This window comes from Bacteroidota bacterium (genome assembly GCA_018816945.1).
In the GTDB taxonomy this organism is placed as follows: domain Bacteria; phylum Bacteroidota; class Bacteroidia; order Bacteroidales.
This window is the reverse complement of the sequence record JAHIVC010000018.1, coordinates 28,471-44,744: the sequence shown is the minus strand read 5'-3', so window position 1 is coordinate 44,744 and position 16,274 is coordinate 28,471. Positions and strand designations below refer to the sequence as shown.

The window sequence follows — 16,274 nt, the reverse complement described above, 5'->3', positions numbered from 1 at the left end:
GAACGAAAGAGGTACTTTTAAAAAGTGCGGCAAAGATAATATAAGATTTTTAAATCTCAAGCGTAATCTTAATTTTTTTGTCTTTTTTTAAATTAGGAAATCATTTTCAGACGATTAATTTCAAGTTCCTTAAGTAAGCGCCACTTTCCACGGGGAACATCTTTTTTGGTCAATCCGGCAAACGATACCCTGTCAAGCCGGATTACATCGTATCCCAAGCTTTCAAAGATCCTTCGTACGATTCGATTTTTGCCCGAATGAAGTTCTATCCCAATTTGCTTTTTATCCTGCCCGGTCTCCACAAAAGCGATCTTGTCGACCTTTATGAGACCGTCTTCAAGTTCAATGCCTTCAGCAATTTTGATGAAATCTTCCTGCGTTAGGGGTTTGCTCAAAACTGCGTGATATATCTTTTTAATTTCATGTCTGGGATGGGTCAGCTTTTTTGCCAGTTCTCCATCATTCGTAAACAATAATAATCCGGTTGTGTTCAAATCTAAACGTCCAACCGGAAATATTCTTTCCTGACAAGCTTTTTCAACCAACTTCATTACTGTTTTTCTCTCTAAAGGATCGTCGGTAGTTGTGATATAGCCCTTTGGCTTATTGAGTAACAGATAAACAAGCTTTTCCGGTCTGAGGGCCTTATCCTGATATTCGACCTTATCGTAAGGATTAACCTTTGTTCCAAGTTCGGCGACCACAATTCCATTGATTTTAATTTCTCCTTTTAAAATTAACTGGTCAGCATCACGACGTGAACAAATTCCTGAGTTGGCAATATATTTATTCAACCTAATGGGTTCAGGTTTTGTGCTTTTTAGGGTGCCAATAGGTTTAATTTCAGATTTTGGCAGTCTTGCAGCTTTAGTTGGTTTTTCAGATCTCTTTTTGTCGGCCTTGATTCGATCTTTTATTTGCTTTTTGCCAGGTTTCATAAACTTTGAAAAGTCTCCATGTTTCTGTGAACCTTTTGCTTCCTGTTTAGCCATGATAAATATTTTGCTTGCAAAGTTACAACTAATCTAAGGACTGATATTCAACTATTGGTTGATGATTGCATTATATAAGCTTAATAGGTATGTTTTGTGTAAGCATCAAGTTGTTAGTTATTAGCTGTTAGCCTTACCAATAGCTAAAAGCTAATTGCAAACAGCAATTCAAAGTCTTAACGCATAGGGTAAAATGCCTTTTGAATATGATGGATTTCTGCCTTATTGGGAGTAATTACTACAGCGAGGATATCAAATCGACAATCCAGATTAATGTTGTTTTGGATAATATAAGCGTGGGCTGCCTTAATTAAAAATCGCTGTTTGGTTTTGGTAACAAAAACCTCAGGTTCACCATAAAAACGACTACTTCGGGTTTTTACTTCCGCAATCACAAGCGTATCATTATTTTCAGCGATTATGTCGATTTCATTTTTCCCAAATCGCCAATTTTTCTCCCTGATTTTATAATTATTCTTGATGAGATAATTTCGGGCCAGCTCTTCGCCTTTTTCCCCAAGGTCGTTATGTTCTGCCATCATTAAATATATTTAGTTAAAATCAATTTTGACTTTATCCCCGACTATCAACTTAATTTTTCTTCCTAAAATAAGAGCTCGGTTATCAGGAAAATGACCTGACGGAAAGCTATAACATACCGGATAATCATAATCCGAAACATTTCGGCGAATAATTTCATAAGCGGTTTCACCAAAAGAGATTGAATTATCATTCATTATAGTCATGCCCCCAACAATTAATCCTGCTAATTTGCTTAAATGACCGGATCTTTTTAAACTGACCATCATTCGGTCGATATGATAAAGATATTCGTCCAGATCTTCTAAAAAAAGTATCGCTCCTTCGGTATTAATGTCCGATTTACTTCCTTTCAAGGTATGGATGAGTGATAGATTCCCACCAATTAAAATTCCTTTTGCATTACCATTTTTGTTAAATGGATGGGTTTTTATCTCATACTTGAGCGGTTCACCAAAAAGGCCTTTATACAATGTTTTTTTTGATTCTTCGGAGGCCATTTCGAAATTAAGCGGCATGATTCCATGTAATGTCTCGATCCTGAAATTTGAATATACATGTGAATGAATACAAGTAAGATCGCTAAACCCGATCAGCCATTTTGGTTTTTTAACGAAGCCACTCCAGTCAACCTGATCTAAGATTCTAACCGTCCCATAGCCTCCTCTGGCAAAAATAATAGCTTTTATAGAGACATCATTTAACATCGTTTGAAAATCCACAATGCGTTCCTCATCGTTACCGGCAAACTGATTACATTCTTTAAAAAGATTGTTCCCGTAAATAACTTCAAGCCCCCATTCACTAAAAGTTTGAGAAGCTAATGTTAACTCATTTAATTCTATTTTTCTGGCAGTGGCAACTATGCCTATTTTATCTCCCTTGGATAAATAATCAGGTGTGATCATCAAGTGTCGTTTATTTTAAGATTTGAATAAGCTGTTTTTATTCATTATTCACAGGATTGTAAGTATTAAACAAATCCTTAACTTTGCCGAAAGTTACTGGAAAAAATTGAAAATGGAACAAAATCAGTCAAAATTCAAACGCTATACCATTACCTCTGCCTTACCTTATGCGAATGGTCCTATTCATATCGGCCATTTGGCCGGTGTTTATATCCCTGCCGATATCTATACGAGGTATTTACGCATGAAAGGTAAAGATGTTGTCTTTATTGGTGGATCGGATGAACACGGGGTTCCGATTACAATTAAGGCCCAGCAACAAAAAGTTACGCCTCAGCAAATTGTCGATAAATATCATGGGATTATTAAAAAGTCATTTGAAGATTTTGGAATTTCATTCGACATTTATTCCCGGACCTCAAACAAGGTGCACCATGAAACTGCATCCGAAATTTTTAAAACGCTTTATGACAAAGGCGAATTTATTGAGCAAACAACTGAACAGTTTTACGATCACGATAAAAATCAGTTTTTAGCCGATCGATATATTATCGGAACCTGCCCTCATTGTGGCAATGAAAAAGCTTATGGTGATCAGTGCGAAAATTGTGGCACTACCTTAAATGCCACGGATTTGATTAATCCAAAATCTGCATTAACAGGGAACACCCCTCAGCTTAAAGAAACAAAGCATTGGTATTTGCCTTTAGATAGATATGAGGGCTGGTTAAGAAAATGGATTATTGAAGGTCATAAACATGATTGGAAATCGAATGTTTATGGACAATGTAAATCATGGATTGATCAAGGATTGCAAGCCAGAGCTGTAACCCGTGATTTGGATTGGGGCATAAAAGTCCCGATTGAAGGTGCTGAGGGAAAAGTACTTTATGTGTGGTTTGATGCACCTATCGGATATATTTCTGCAACCAAAGAATGGGCAACTGAAAAAGGCATTGATTGGAAACCTTACTGGAAGGACAAGGATACCAAATTGCTTCATTTCATTGGGAAGGATAATATTGTTTTTCATTGTATCATTTTTCCTGCAATTCTTAAACACGAGGGGACTTATATTTTACCCGAAAATGTGCCTGCCAACGAATTTTTGAATTTAGAGGGTGATAAAATTTCGACTTCACGAAATTGGGCGGTTTGGTTGCACGAATATTTGGAAGATTTTCCGGGGAAACAAGATGTTTTGAGGTACGTTTTATGTGCTAATGCTCCTGAAACAAAAGATAATGATTTTACTTGGAAGGATTTTCAGGCAAGAAATAACAGTGAATTGTTGGCCATTTTCGGAAATTTTGCCAACCGTACTTTGGTGTTAACAAAGAAATATTTCGATGGGATTGTTCCGGAACTTGGTGAATTGACCGAATTGGATCATGCTGCTATTAATGAATTAAAGGAATTTCCTGAAAGAATTGCAAACAGCCTTGAAAATTACCGTTTTCGGGAAGCATTGAATGAATTCATGAATTTAGCCAGATTGGGCAATAAATACTTAACCGAAACCGAACCATGGAAAGTATTTAAAACGGATACGGAGCGTGTTAAAACCATCCTTAATATCTCACTTCAGATTTGTGCCAACCTAGCCTTATTGGCAGAGCCATTTCTTCCTTTTACAAGTAAAAAATTGCTTAAGATGCTCAATTTATCTGTTTCGAATTGGGAAGCAGCAGGTGACAGCAAATTACTGTTAGCCGGACATCAATTAAATGAACCGGAGTTTTTATTTGAAAAAATTGAAGACGAACAAATAGAAGCACAGGTCCAAAAACTTTTGGATACCAAAGTTGAGAATAATAAAAATAACGTGAAAATAGCACCACAAAAAGAAGATATCACTTTTGATGATTTTGTTAAAATGGATATCAGAACAGCTACCATTGTTGAAGCAGAGAAGATCACTAAAACAAAAAAATTGCTTAAACTGCTTGTAGATACGGGCATTGACAAACGAACCATTGTTTCGGGCATTGCAGAATATTATAATGCAGAAGAGATTATCGGACAAAAAGTAAGTGTACTGGTAAATTTAGCCCCTCGTATGTTAAAAGGAATAGTATCGCAAGGGATGATTTTAATGGCTGAAAATGCGGAAGGAAAGCTTTGTTTTGTAAAGCCTTCGGAAGACTTTAATAACGGAAGCGAGATTAAGTAAGCGATTATTTTTATTGCTTATTTTTTATTGATATATGTTTAATAGAAGATATGTGAAAATTTTACTAAAATCGCTTAATTTTGCCGCAGATAATAAAATAGATACAAAATTTTCAATAAACATTAATCATTAAAAACGGCCTCATACCTGCCCGAATGAATTCATTCAGGCGGGGTTCAAGGGATACCCGCCCGTTCCGAACGGAACGTTCGGGGTAAATGATTATTTTTTAATGAATATTGATTAATAAAATAAAAGAAATTATTAAGTAGAAATATTTTATTTTTGCCAAGTTGAAAATTATCATTATTCAATCAACATTAATCATTAAAAAAGGCCCCGTAGTTCAACGGATAGAATGGAAGTTTCCTAAACTTTAGATACAAGTTCGATTCTTGTCGGGGCTACTCAAAAGCGAAATCCAATTTAATTTTGGGTTTCGTTTTTTTATGGCTTAACAATAAGAAAGAGAAGTTTATCCTGATAAGCGAAACGAAATTGAGAAGTCTTGGTAAGATTATTTTAAAGCGGAATTCTTTTATTATGGAAGTTCCATTTTTTTGTTTATAAGATTACGGAAGATAAGTTAATCATGTTACGTCATGTAAGAAATAAGAATTCCTATTTGTAGACAAGATATACCTACTCTAAAATGAGATATTATTGATAAAATAATGGTGGCTTGTATCATTACAAAAACTAATTAGTTAAATAAATATTTAAATTTTAAGGGTTACCTTTTTGCTTATTTAGGAATAAACAACTATTCCCCACTTAGTTTTAGTACTTTTTTATAATACTTAAAAGTGATGATTAAACCATTTATTATTATTAAGTCAGAAAAAAAATTGACTAAAGTTTTTCTCGATGACATTTTATATTGTAAAGCCGAAGGATCCTATACGCAAATCGTGTCGAAAAATCTAGTCGCAACATCTTGTAAGGTTCTTAAATTAATCTCTTGTGAACTAGAAGGATATAACTTTTTCAGAATAAATAGAAGTTATTTAATAAACTTTGATAATTGCATTGAAATTAAAAAAAATAAAAGACCAATTATAGTTTTTTCAAATAAAACAGAATTATAAATTAGTATTAACTCAATAAGAAATATTGAAAAAGCATTTTGTCTTTGTATATAAATCATATGCCTTCATATAGCAAACTGCCTGCTCTGCAAAGTCAATTACTATTTCTGCTTTTGATATAAAAAGCTTATATATTTTTATTGATATCTAACCATTTAAACAATTTATACTATGAAAAAATTATTTCCACTCATGTTGTTCGCATTCGTTATTATAATTACGAGTTGCGAAAAAAACGATTTTAAATCTATTAATTCAACTATTTCAGAGAATATTGATGGTCTTAAAAGCATCAACCAAAAAGGTAAATTCTCTCGAGATATAATGGTCTTTGATAAAACCGGAGAAAATTCGGTATGTTTCCGACTATCTTCGAATGAAATTAACCTGATAGATGATTTTATTAATTCAAAAGAATTGACAATAGAGGTTAGTTCCAATAAAATGAAAGAGTACTCATATATACCTAAGGTTATTAAAAATGCAAATAATTTTAATCAAAATTATTCACATATTAATACCAATAAGAGAGAAAAAGAGGCTTATGACTTAGTTTTATCTAAATCGGTTAACCGAACTATTAATAAATTGGTTATCGAGAATATTTCATCAAATTTCAAAGATGGAATTACTGATTTTTCATTGGTTGTGGAACCAAAACCCAATTCGCTTAAAACAATAACATATATAGACGAAGAGTTCTCTACGAGTGGTTATTTCATTGGAATTACAAAATTAGCTTGGGATAATTATCCTATTAATGTAGCATTGGGGCATTATTATTATTCTGGAGGATTTCACCCTTGGCTAGATTCAGAAGAAACGCTAACATTAAGCAGTTATTCAGCCTATAATACTAGGCCATATGAAGGTGGTGACTGGACGGGTCTTTACCTTGCAATTTATAATACAGATTCAAGAGTCAGATATAGTATCGCATATAGTTCATATGATTATAGAGGGCGTGATTGTTCTGGTATAGCTAATACATCTTTTGATGGATCAAATTGTCGGGTAAGTGGTTATTCGCCTAGCGGGACTACACCATCTTGGTATTATGAGGGAACTGGAAACACATATTATCGCGGATATTCATTGCCAAGTAATAATCAATGTGTGTATCCATTCACTATGATTGGTATATATCCTCCTTCTCCAAGTTCACCCCCTCCGCATTGTGAGGATAGAACAACTGAGTACATTGGTTATGTTTCGGTGTTCCAACCTCCAGATGCGATTCCAGATATATTTTTTACATTAGGTAATAAATGGTATGTAAAAGCAAATAATATTCTTTATTAAACAAAGAATTATTGACATTTTTGTTTGAGATTTCCGCATCATCTCCCCTGATTTTTAGGGGAGATTTTGGTGATAAGTTGGCAGGAAATATAAAATAAACAGTTTCCGTTTTTTGGATTTAATTTGTTAAAAAGTTTGGTTGACTGGCTGTTACTTTATGCGTTTGCCTCGATAATAATCAATTTCAAGGTTTTTTTCGATTATAATAATTACTATGATTTAAATAATTCTCATTCAGTTAAATATGATTATAAAACATAGAATTTTACTTAGTATAATAATGATGGCAATTCAATTAACATATTGTACCCATACTGAGCAATCTATTCCACAAATGGAAAGCGTAGCAATAATTGGAAATGATAGTATTAAAATTAATGAAATTGATTCGATTATCGCTGATCAGCTTTTTACATTAAGAAAAGAAGCCTTAAAATCATTAGTAAGTATTCGTCTTTTAGAGGCTGAGGCGAATAAATTAAATATTGATATCAAAGAATACATAAATCGTGAGATTGATAAAAAGATTAAAGAGATATCTCAAGTAGAAATCTCAAAATTTTTATCAGAAAAACCTACTATAGATTCAGCCGAAGCTATTAGATATTTAATATCAAGTAAGAAATATCAAAGACAGAATGTTATTATTGATTCTTTGATGAGAATAAATAATGTTAGATTTTTCCTTAAACCTGATATTATAAAACGAGTTGACCCCCAAAGCTTATATGGCAATAGTCTTACCTCATCTAAGGGAATAGAAGTTTATATTATCTCTGACTTTGAATGCCCATCATGTATTAAAGCTGAAAAAATATTATCTGGACTTTATAAAAAGTATTCAAATAAAGTAAATTTTAAGTACACTTACTTTAGCGGTTATATTGGTTCTTCTGGTTTAGCAAGTGAAGCAGCGGCAAAACAAGGGAAATTTGTTCCAATGCATAATCTTTTATTTGAAAATTCAGAGTTTTTATACAAAGATTCAATTTATTATGAATTAGCAAATAAAATCAGTTTAGACATTCAACAATTTGAGAAAGACATGAAAGATCCTAATATCCTAAAAAACATGATGCTAAATAAGGAAATCTTAAGAAATTTGGGAATTTATTCAACTCCAAGTTTCATTGTTAATGGACTTTTATTGGATGATGAATTTGCAGTAAATTATTTGGAAGATATAATAATTCAAGAATTAGTTAAAAAAGCTGACTTAAGTCGCAAAAATTAATAATAAAGGGTTCTCTTTAAGAGAACCCTTTATTAACAAAAATTCAAGAAAATAAGATAATTTTATATATTCCTGAATAGAATTTAAAAGATACCTACTTCGTTCCCGCACTTGAGCCTATAGTATTCTCTTCTATAGATTTCATACTGGTTACGATAGGTGAAAACCCATCTGAATCGTAGATAATCCGGCCTTCTCCATTTGCTATCCAACCTGGATTTCCATAGTTTTCCAGCATAAAGTTGGCATAATAAAAATTGTTGATTCCACCATCAACCAATGTTCCAGAAATAACCATTAAAAGATCAGCATTAGTTCCACCATAGGTAGATGCAACTTTTGCAAATACTGAAAAACTATTCCCGTCACCACTAATAAAGGCACCAATACCTGAGCCACTTTCTGGACCATTTACATAGCTCAAGCTAATGGAAAGATTGGTATTGTTCTGATTTGAAAGAGTCACCCTATAATCAGAAAAAGATTGCCCGGCATAATCACCGGAACGATTACTGGCTTTTAAGATAAAGGGAGATGCAAGATAAGTGTTTACTAAAGAAGGTGGCTCCGCCCCTGTATTAATGGGCATGCCTAAGGTTTTCATTTCCTGCAGAATTTCGTCAGGAACAATGTTATTTATTGCAGGTGTTAGACCATTTTCGTCTAAAAGATCGCTGTTTTCACCATCTTTTTTGCATGCTCCAAATGCAATGGCAATAAACGCTAAAAAAAGCAGGAGATTTTTTAATTTCATAATTTTTAAATTAGGTTTATAAGATTGTTTGAACTTCACACTAAGTATTATATGAAAGATAAAAATATAAAAAAACCCGCCGAGTAGCGGGTTTTTTCGAAAATATTTTTTATTTTTCTATAAGTTCATACCCATCTTTTTTCCCTTTTTCCATCTGTGAAATACCATATTTCATCCAATATGGCATAGGTTTACCTTGTAGATAGTGGTCAAAAAATTGCATTTTCCTAACCGACAAATCTTTTCGGGCCGGGCGCTTCACTAAGTTATGATCTTCATCATTATAGCTTACCATCCAGGCCGGTTTACCCAATCTTCTTAAAGCAGTAATAAATTCTATTCCCTGATACCATGGAACAGCTCCATCTGCATCATTAGCCATGATCATAACCGGTGTGTTGATTTTGGGCACAAAAAATAAGGGTGAATTTTCAATGTATTGCATGTGTCGATCCCAAAGTGTTCCTCCAATTCGGCTTTGTGTTTGCTCATATTGGAACGCCCGGTTCATTCCTGTTCCCCATCTGATTCCACCATAAGCACTGGTCATGTTAACAACCGGAGCACCCGAAAATGCACAGGCAAACAGGTCTGTTTCCGTGATCAGATAAGCGATTTGGTATCCGCCCCACGATTGACCATCTAGCCCAAGTCGTGCAGGATCAATAAAATCAAATTGATCCAACATCGCGTAAGTTCCACTTACCACTGCATTGTAGGCACTTTGGCCCGGATAACCAATTACGTAAGGAATATCGGGAACAAAAATCAGATAGTCATTACTTACTGCATAGGTACGGTTTATGGTTGAGGCACTTGGTGCCGGAGGCATATATCGATACATTCCATCCGAACTTCTTTCATAAAAGTAAGCGATCATAGGATATTTTTTAGTAGGATCGAAGTCTTCAGGTTTATAAAGCAAACCTTGCAGCATCTGTCCATCAAAAGATCTCCACTCTACTAATTCAACCGTTCCCCAATTATATTCACTCTGTTGTGGATTGGTAACCGAAACTTTTCTGACATTGTTAAAATTTATGTCGCTGATATGCAATTCAGGATAATTAACGTAATCTCCTCGCTGCCATATTAGTCTATCCGCATCTTTAGCTTTATTAATGCTATTATAAGCGTAATTACCCATATTAATTTTTAACGGATCTTTAACCTGATTGGCTTTTATGGTAAATACGCCGGCTTGTTTGGTATAATTGTGAAAAGCGTTCAGATACATGATTTGTTTCGGATCGATTTCTTCCACTTCGCGGGAACCCCTGAATCGCCCTGCGCCTGATGAAGCTTCAAGTGAAAAATACCTGAAAGTTATATTGTTGTTTCGGCCATAGTTATTTGTAAGATTAATTGCTTTATCGACTCCGCTAACATCTATTTTCCAGATATCATACCTGTCGTTAATGAGTACATATCTTTCACCTTTTATCCATCCGGCAATTCCATAAGGAGAGGGTTCGCTTGGAGAGTCATGTAATTCATCATAGAATTGAATATTTAAGGATTTTGTCAGATTAATGGCCTCACCTCCTGCCGTTGGTTTTGCATGCCATGCCTGGCATTTAACACACCAATACAACAAGTATTTTCCATTTGGTGATAGTTCGACAGAAGAGGCTGCTTTCTCGATCAGCAAGTTTGCTTTACCGGTGTTAACATCAACTAAATAGTAATCATTATAACGGCTGGCATCCCATGATGTTTCTTTCTGATATTTCAAGTTAGATGATCCAAGAGCTAAATCTCCATCCTTTTTATGCAATAGTCGAACACTTGGCATATCCGTATTTTCAAGCTGAACCATTTTTGCTTTGTCGATATGGTAAACCGCCTCATAAGTTTTTCGCTGTTCATTTCTTAATTGAACTTTTTGTTGTGGTTGAAGTAAAGGATCGTTCCACGACCAGATATCAACACTGTATTTTTCTTCAGCCAACAAGGTGTCTTTGGGTTCTTCAACAGGTTTTATTGAAGTTCCAAAGAATAGACGTTTACTGTTTTCTGAAAAACTCAAGGTTCCGTTTTCACTAACGGCCCAATCAGCAACCATTCCTGCTGTTTTGGCATTTACAATATTTTTAGCGGTAATTCCATTCGCGAAATATAGATCGTAAACTTTAACTTTTGAAGTATCAGAGCTATAGATAAAGGCAATATTATCACCATCATTATTTAATGTAAGCTTTTTTAATGTTCCAATAGCTTTATAAATTTCTCTTGTTTGTTCAGTTTTTGTATCAAAAGCACTAACAACATAAGTATCATTTTTCGCAGTATCAGTAGTCACTTGCACAAAACAGATAATTTGACCGTTTTTAGCAATTTGATATTCAATTACATCTGTAAAAGAAAACTTTTTATCTGTTATTGGATTTGTAACGACAAGTTCAGTACCCTTAGCTTTTGGGGCACTGCCATCATTAGATACTCCACCAGTTGGACGTTGTCTCACTTGCGGATTTTTGGATGGAGCTTCAGTTGTCGTAGTGTCAGATTTTTTTTCGGGTTTTTTCTCAACTTCTTTTTCCTTGAGATAAGCAAACCAGTTTTGACCTTCTTCAGCTAATTCAAATGATTTTACACTGTCGATTTCAACAATTGCACCAGTTTTTAGGTTTTTTATACCTAATTTATTTACAGGCATTTCTTCTTTCTTCTTTTTATCCACTTTTGCTTTGCGAGTTTCAGCATAGGTTGGTTTTATCAGAAAGACAATAAATTCATTTGTTGCAGAAATTTTTGATCCGGTTCCTCTGGCAATTGAATCTAATAAATTGTTCCTGAAATCGTAAAAATACATCCAACCATCACCTTCCTGGGGATTGATATCGTAATTAACCCAATTCCCATTATTTGATATTTGAGAGCTTCCAATACTCTTCCATTCGTCATAAACGGAATGGGTTAGATGTTTCTTTTGTGAAGATAAGCTTAGGCTTATTAACACAAAAAGCAGCAAAAAAGATCTTTTTAAGTTCATATAAAAATTTTATTTATTATTAAGGAGATAAATATACAAAACCTATGAAAAAAGCAAGATTCACTGGTCGAGAATATTAGGTGTTTAGTCTAAATACCCACTCCATTGTATATAAAGCAAGTAAAGGAATAGAAAAAATATTGCGATTTCAGAATTTTGAGAGGAGGATTTGCTGATGTGTTTAAGTGTTTGCGTGTTAATGTGTTTAGGTGCTTAAGTGTTTTTGATAAGGTTTTTTTATCTATTTGCATAACAAATTTACCAATTCACCAATACTAAAGTTTGTCAACTCCCTTAATGGATTTTTAATTTTAGATAAGCGCTTATTTGGTTGGGGTTTCCTTTTTAACAAATTTTGAAATCCCACCCCCACGGGTTCCAAACCAAATATTGTCATCAGCATCTATTGCTATGGAAGTAACGTAATTTTCAACAAGGCCATTGTCACGATTATAATTTGTGAAAGTGGATCCATCGTATTTGGTCACACCAAAAAGTGTCCCGAACCACATGTTGCCTGATTGATCTTCCGCAATGGCATGCACTTCATTAAAAATTAGTCCAATATCTTGATTATATGTGACCCATGATGTACCATTAAATACTGAAGCCCCACCTAGAGTTCCAATCCATATTTTTTTTTGAGAATCAATAAAAATAGTAAAGATGTAATCGTTTAATGATAGAGAGGATAGGTGTGTGGTCCAATTTTCCCCGTCATATTTTGATAAACCAAATTCTGTTCCAAACCATTTATTGTTGTCCTGATCAATCGCAATTGATTTTACCTTGTTATTGACAAGAGCTATTTCACCTTGTTTTTGGATTGTTGTAAAAGTATTATTGCTATATTTTGATACGCCATTGGGAGTAGCAAACCAGGCGTTAAAATTTCTGTCAACTGCTATAGCATTCACATAATTATCAACTAAACCGTTGGCAGTTGTGTAATTAACCCAGGTATTGTTTCTAAGGTTTGAAACGCCAAGAGGGGTAGAAAACCATTTGGTATTTGAACGGTCGACGTAAACATGATGAACCCGATGGTAAATTAGTCCATCATTCACACGAAAGGCATTCCAGTTCTGTCCGTCAAAGGCCGAAACGCCATATTCTGTCCCTATCCAAAGTACGCCATTTTGATCAAAACTTAAGCTTAAAACTTCGTTACTGATCAAGCCATCCTTGGTTGTATATTTTACCCAACTATCGTCACTTATAGGCGATACAGGTGTTTTTTTCCCGCAAGAAATCAGTAGCAATATAACTGCTAAAACCAGAAATCTTAAAATATTTTTTATCATCAAGTACAATTTACTTTCATTTTTATCGAAATATAACGATTGTAGACTCTTTAACGGATATATTTAAAAATGGTTTTGGTTTTTAAATGATTATTTATCCAACATCGACTTTATCTTGGCCGATAAAATATCAATTGCCACGTGGTTATTGCCACCTTGAGGAACAATAATATCAGCGTAGCGTTTAGTGGGTTCGATAAATTGAAGATGCATGGGTTTGACAAAGGTTTTGTAGTGCTGTAATACTTTTTCAAAAGTTCTTCCTCTTTCCTCAATATCCCTCCAACTTATCCGCATCAATCGATCATCTGCGTCGGCATCAACATAAACTTTGATGTTCATTCGTTTGCGGAGTTCTTCATTGGTTAAAATCAGGATACCTTCAACAATGATCACTTTACGGGGATGAACGGTGATCGTTTCTTTTGCTCTGGCACAAGTAACATATGAGTATGTTGGCATGGGTATCGAGTGTCCGTTAATTAATAAATCAAGATGTTTGATTAACAGATCAAATTCAATAGATGCTGGATGGTCAAAATTGATTTGTGCCCTTTCTTGTGCGGATAAATGCCCATTATCGAAGTAATAGGCATCTTGAGAAATGATCGATACAGAATCCTTTGGGATATCCTTAATTATTTTATTCACAACGGTGGTTTTTCCAGATCCGGATCCACCTGCAATTCCGATAATCAACATTAGGGTATATTTTGTTTTATAATAAAAATCTTTATGCACTAAATTTAGTAAATTCAAAAGAAACAGGCCCTAATTTATTTGATAAATAAACCAAGGCCTGTTAAGCTTAAAAATATTGCTTCTTTTAAATCAGGAAGCTTATTAGAATACCTGCTGCTACAGCAGATCCAATTACACCTGCTACGTTAGGTGCCATTGCGTGCATAAGCAAATGGTTGTTTGGATCAGATTTTAAGCCTTCCATTTGTACAACCCTTGCGCTATCTGGTACAGCTGAAACTCCTGCAGCCCCAATTAAAGGATTTATTTTATCGCCTACGGATAAAAATAAATTCATGAATTTTGCAAACAGAACACCCCCTGCGGTTGCAAACATGAACGAAATTGCTCCTAAAACAAAAATCAGCATCGATTGTGGAGTTAGAAAAACATCGGCTTGGGTTGATGCTCCTACTGTTATACCTAATAGAATGACCACAATGTCAATTAGGGATGTTCGGGCAGTATCAGCTAAACGTCTGGTCACACCGCTTTCTTTTAAAATATTTCCAAAAAACAACATCCCAAGTAAAGGAAGGGCACCGGGAGAAATAAAACAAGTTAATAGGAGCCCGACAATTGGGAATGAAATTTTTTCGAGTTTAGAAACGGATCGTGGGGGTTTCATTCGGATCAATCGTTCGCGTTTAGATGTTAAAAGCCTCATTATTGGAGGTTGAATTACGGGAACTAAAGCCATGTATGAATAAGCTGCGATTGCAATTGGCCCAATTAAGTTTCGGGTTTGAAGTCCGTTAATAATACCTCCATTTGCCAGCTTTGAAGAAAGGAAAATTGCAGTTGGGCCGTCAGCACCACCAATAATACCTATAGAAGCAGCTTCAGGTAAGTTGAATCCTAAAAACAGAGCTCCTAAAAATGTGATGAATATACCAACTTGAGCAGCAGCCCCTAGTAACATTAATCTCGGATTAGAGATCAGAGATGAGAAGTCGGTCATCGCTCCAATTCCCAAAAATATGAGCGGGGGATAAATCCCTTTTGTTACACCATAATACAAATAGTTTAGCACACTTCCATCTTGGTAGATACCAATTTGTAAATTGAGATCATTGGACTGAAAGAAAGGAATATTTCCGATAAGAATTCCCGTTCCGATCGGAACTAATAAAAGTGGCTCATAATCATATTTAATGGCCAGAAAAATAAAAAATAATCCAACCAGAATCATTACCATGTTTCCGGTTGTTGCATTTCTAAATCCTGTATAACTTATAAATTTCCGAACACCTTTTAAAGCCTCATCCGAAGTAGAATATTCATCTGTTTGATTTTGATTATCAATTACAGTTGTGGTATCATTTTCATGATAGGGAATTTTTTCATTATAGCCTGAATTTGCCAAGGTAGCGCTTAACAAGGTCAAAAAGGCTATGATTCCTATTACTGTTAAAAATCGTTTCATCCTTTATGCTATTTCAATAAGTAAGTCGCCTTGAAGAACACTATCCCCATTTTGAACTTTTATCGTTTTTACAATACCTTCCTTTTCAGCTTTGATCATGTTTTCCATTTTCATTGCTTCGTACATCAAGAGTTTGTCGTTTTTAACTACTTTATCCCCTACCTTAACAAATATTTGCATGATATTTCCGGGTAAAGGTGCCAATATCTTAGTAACTGAACTGGTTTCTTTTTGGATTTTGTGTGCACCTTTTGGGTTTATAATATCCTGACGAACTAAAATCGGTGTTTTTGATTCCTGAACAGATTTCTGAACTTCAACCTGATAAGGTGAGCCATTTACTTCTACTTTTGCGACTCCATCTTCAAAATACTTAATTATAACATCGTAAGTATTTCCTCTGATTTTAAAATTAAACTTCTTCATTTTATTTATTAAGATTATCGTTGAAATTTGCTAATATTATCTCGTTTTGCGCCCCATTGTGAATGAGCCCTGGAGATTTTCTTGATGGTAATTATATTACTTTCCTTATCGTGGAGTTCGTTAAACAAGTACAGGGCCATGCTTATTGCTGCTGTTTCTTCGCCGGTGATGTCAATATTAGGTAAGTTGGCAATTTCATGCCTTCCCTCTCTGCGTAATCGTTCACGAACCTTAATGGTTAAAATTTTGGAAAAGGTGTTAAACACGAAATAAAGAATAACCAAAGCACTAAAAACAATTGAATAACCAACCAAGGTTATAACAATTCCTTCAGGCAGGGCTTCGGGTATTGTAATCGATAAAAATGTGTTCATGATTTATGTGTGTTGAA

The 16,274-nt window shown here is 34.5% G+C and carries 14 protein-coding genes and 1 tRNA gene; 5 read left to right on the top strand and 10 right to left on the bottom strand.

The window, feature by feature from the left end:
• Positions 1-92: 92 nt before the first annotated feature.
• The 3 genes from KKG99_03490 to KKG99_03480 all read right to left on the bottom strand — a co-directional run bounded on the left by KKG99_03490 (position 93) and on the right by KKG99_03480 (position 2,440).
• On the bottom strand, positions 93-992 hold the full coding sequence (locus KKG99_03490) for an rRNA pseudouridine synthase (protein MBU1012042.1): 900 nt from the start codon (positions 990-992) through the stop codon (positions 93-95).
• Positions 993-1,168: 176 nt separating this feature from the next.
• Complete coding sequence (locus KKG99_03485) at positions 1,169-1,531, bottom strand: YraN family protein (GenBank protein MBU1012041.1); 363 nt, start codon at positions 1,529-1,531, stop codon at positions 1,169-1,171.
• Positions 1,532-1,543: 12 nt separating this feature from the next.
• Positions 1,544-2,440, bottom strand: coding sequence for an LD-carboxypeptidase (locus KKG99_03480; GenBank protein MBU1012040.1), 897 nt, complete (start codon positions 2,438-2,440; stop codon positions 1,544-1,546).
• A gap of 112 nt (positions 2,441-2,552) precedes the next feature.
• On the opposite strand from KKG99_03480, the gene metG reads away from it, so the two are divergent.
• From metG to KKG99_03455, 5 genes are all read left to right on the top strand, one after another.
• Entirely contained in the window at positions 2,553-4,613 is a 2,061-nt protein-coding gene (gene metG / locus KKG99_03475) for a methionine--tRNA ligase (GenBank protein ID MBU1012039.1), read from the top strand.
• Between the two features lie 335 nt (positions 4,614-4,948).
• Positions 4,949-5,020, top strand: a tRNA-Arg gene (locus KKG99_03470).
• A gap of 402 nt (positions 5,021-5,422) precedes the next feature.
• A complete protein-coding gene (locus tag KKG99_03465; protein MBU1012038.1) occupies positions 5,423-5,701 on the top strand; it encodes a LytTR family transcriptional regulator in 279 nt (92 codons plus the stop codon).
• Positions 5,702-5,872: 171 nt separating this feature from the next.
• Positions 5,873-7,003: a hypothetical protein gene (locus KKG99_03460; GenBank protein ID MBU1012037.1), complete on the top strand. Its 1,131-nt coding sequence runs from the start codon at positions 5,873-5,875 to the stop codon at positions 7,001-7,003.
• A 280-nt stretch (positions 7,004-7,283) separates the two neighbouring features.
• Positions 7,284-8,237: a thioredoxin domain-containing protein gene (locus KKG99_03455; protein MBU1012036.1), complete on the top strand. Its 954-nt coding sequence runs from the start codon at positions 7,284-7,286 to the stop codon at positions 8,235-8,237.
• Positions 8,238-8,331: 94 nt separating this feature from the next.
• Here KKG99_03455 and KKG99_03450 read toward each other — a convergent pair whose 3' ends face one another.
• The 7 genes from KKG99_03450 to KKG99_03420 all read right to left on the bottom strand — a co-directional run bounded on the left by KKG99_03450 (position 8,332) and on the right by KKG99_03420 (position 16,257).
• Complete coding sequence (locus KKG99_03450) at positions 8,332-8,991, bottom strand: hypothetical protein (GenBank protein ID MBU1012035.1); 660 nt, start codon at positions 8,989-8,991, stop codon at positions 8,332-8,334.
• Positions 8,992-9,100: 109 nt separating this feature from the next.
• Complete coding sequence (locus KKG99_03445) at positions 9,101-11,986, bottom strand: prolyl oligopeptidase family serine peptidase (protein ID MBU1012034.1); 2,886 nt, start codon at positions 11,984-11,986, stop codon at positions 9,101-9,103.
• Positions 11,987-12,309: 323 nt separating this feature from the next.
• On the bottom strand, positions 12,310-13,290 hold the full coding sequence (locus KKG99_03440; GenBank protein MBU1012033.1) for a hypothetical protein: 981 nt from the start codon (positions 13,288-13,290) through the stop codon (positions 12,310-12,312).
• 90 nt (positions 13,291-13,380) lie between these two features.
• Positions 13,381-13,992: a uridine kinase gene (gene udk / locus KKG99_03435; protein MBU1012032.1), complete on the bottom strand. Its 612-nt coding sequence runs from the start codon at positions 13,990-13,992 to the stop codon at positions 13,381-13,383.
• Positions 13,993-14,116: 124 nt separating this feature from the next.
• Complete coding sequence (locus KKG99_03430; protein MBU1012031.1) at positions 14,117-15,457, bottom strand: sodium ion-translocating decarboxylase subunit beta; 1,341 nt, start codon at positions 15,455-15,457, stop codon at positions 14,117-14,119.
• A 3-nt stretch (positions 15,458-15,460) separates the two neighbouring features.
• Positions 15,461-15,883, bottom strand: a complete 423-nt coding sequence (locus KKG99_03425) for an acetyl-CoA carboxylase biotin carboxyl carrier protein subunit (GenBank protein MBU1012030.1) — start codon at positions 15,881-15,883, stop codon at positions 15,461-15,463.
• A gap of 14 nt (positions 15,884-15,897) precedes the next feature.
• The gene (locus KKG99_03420; protein ID MBU1012029.1) at positions 15,898-16,257 is read right to left on the bottom strand and encodes an OadG family protein; all 360 of its coding nucleotides are present in this window, start codon (positions 16,255-16,257) and stop codon (positions 15,898-15,900) included.
• Between the last annotated feature and the right edge of the window lie 17 nt (positions 16,258-16,274).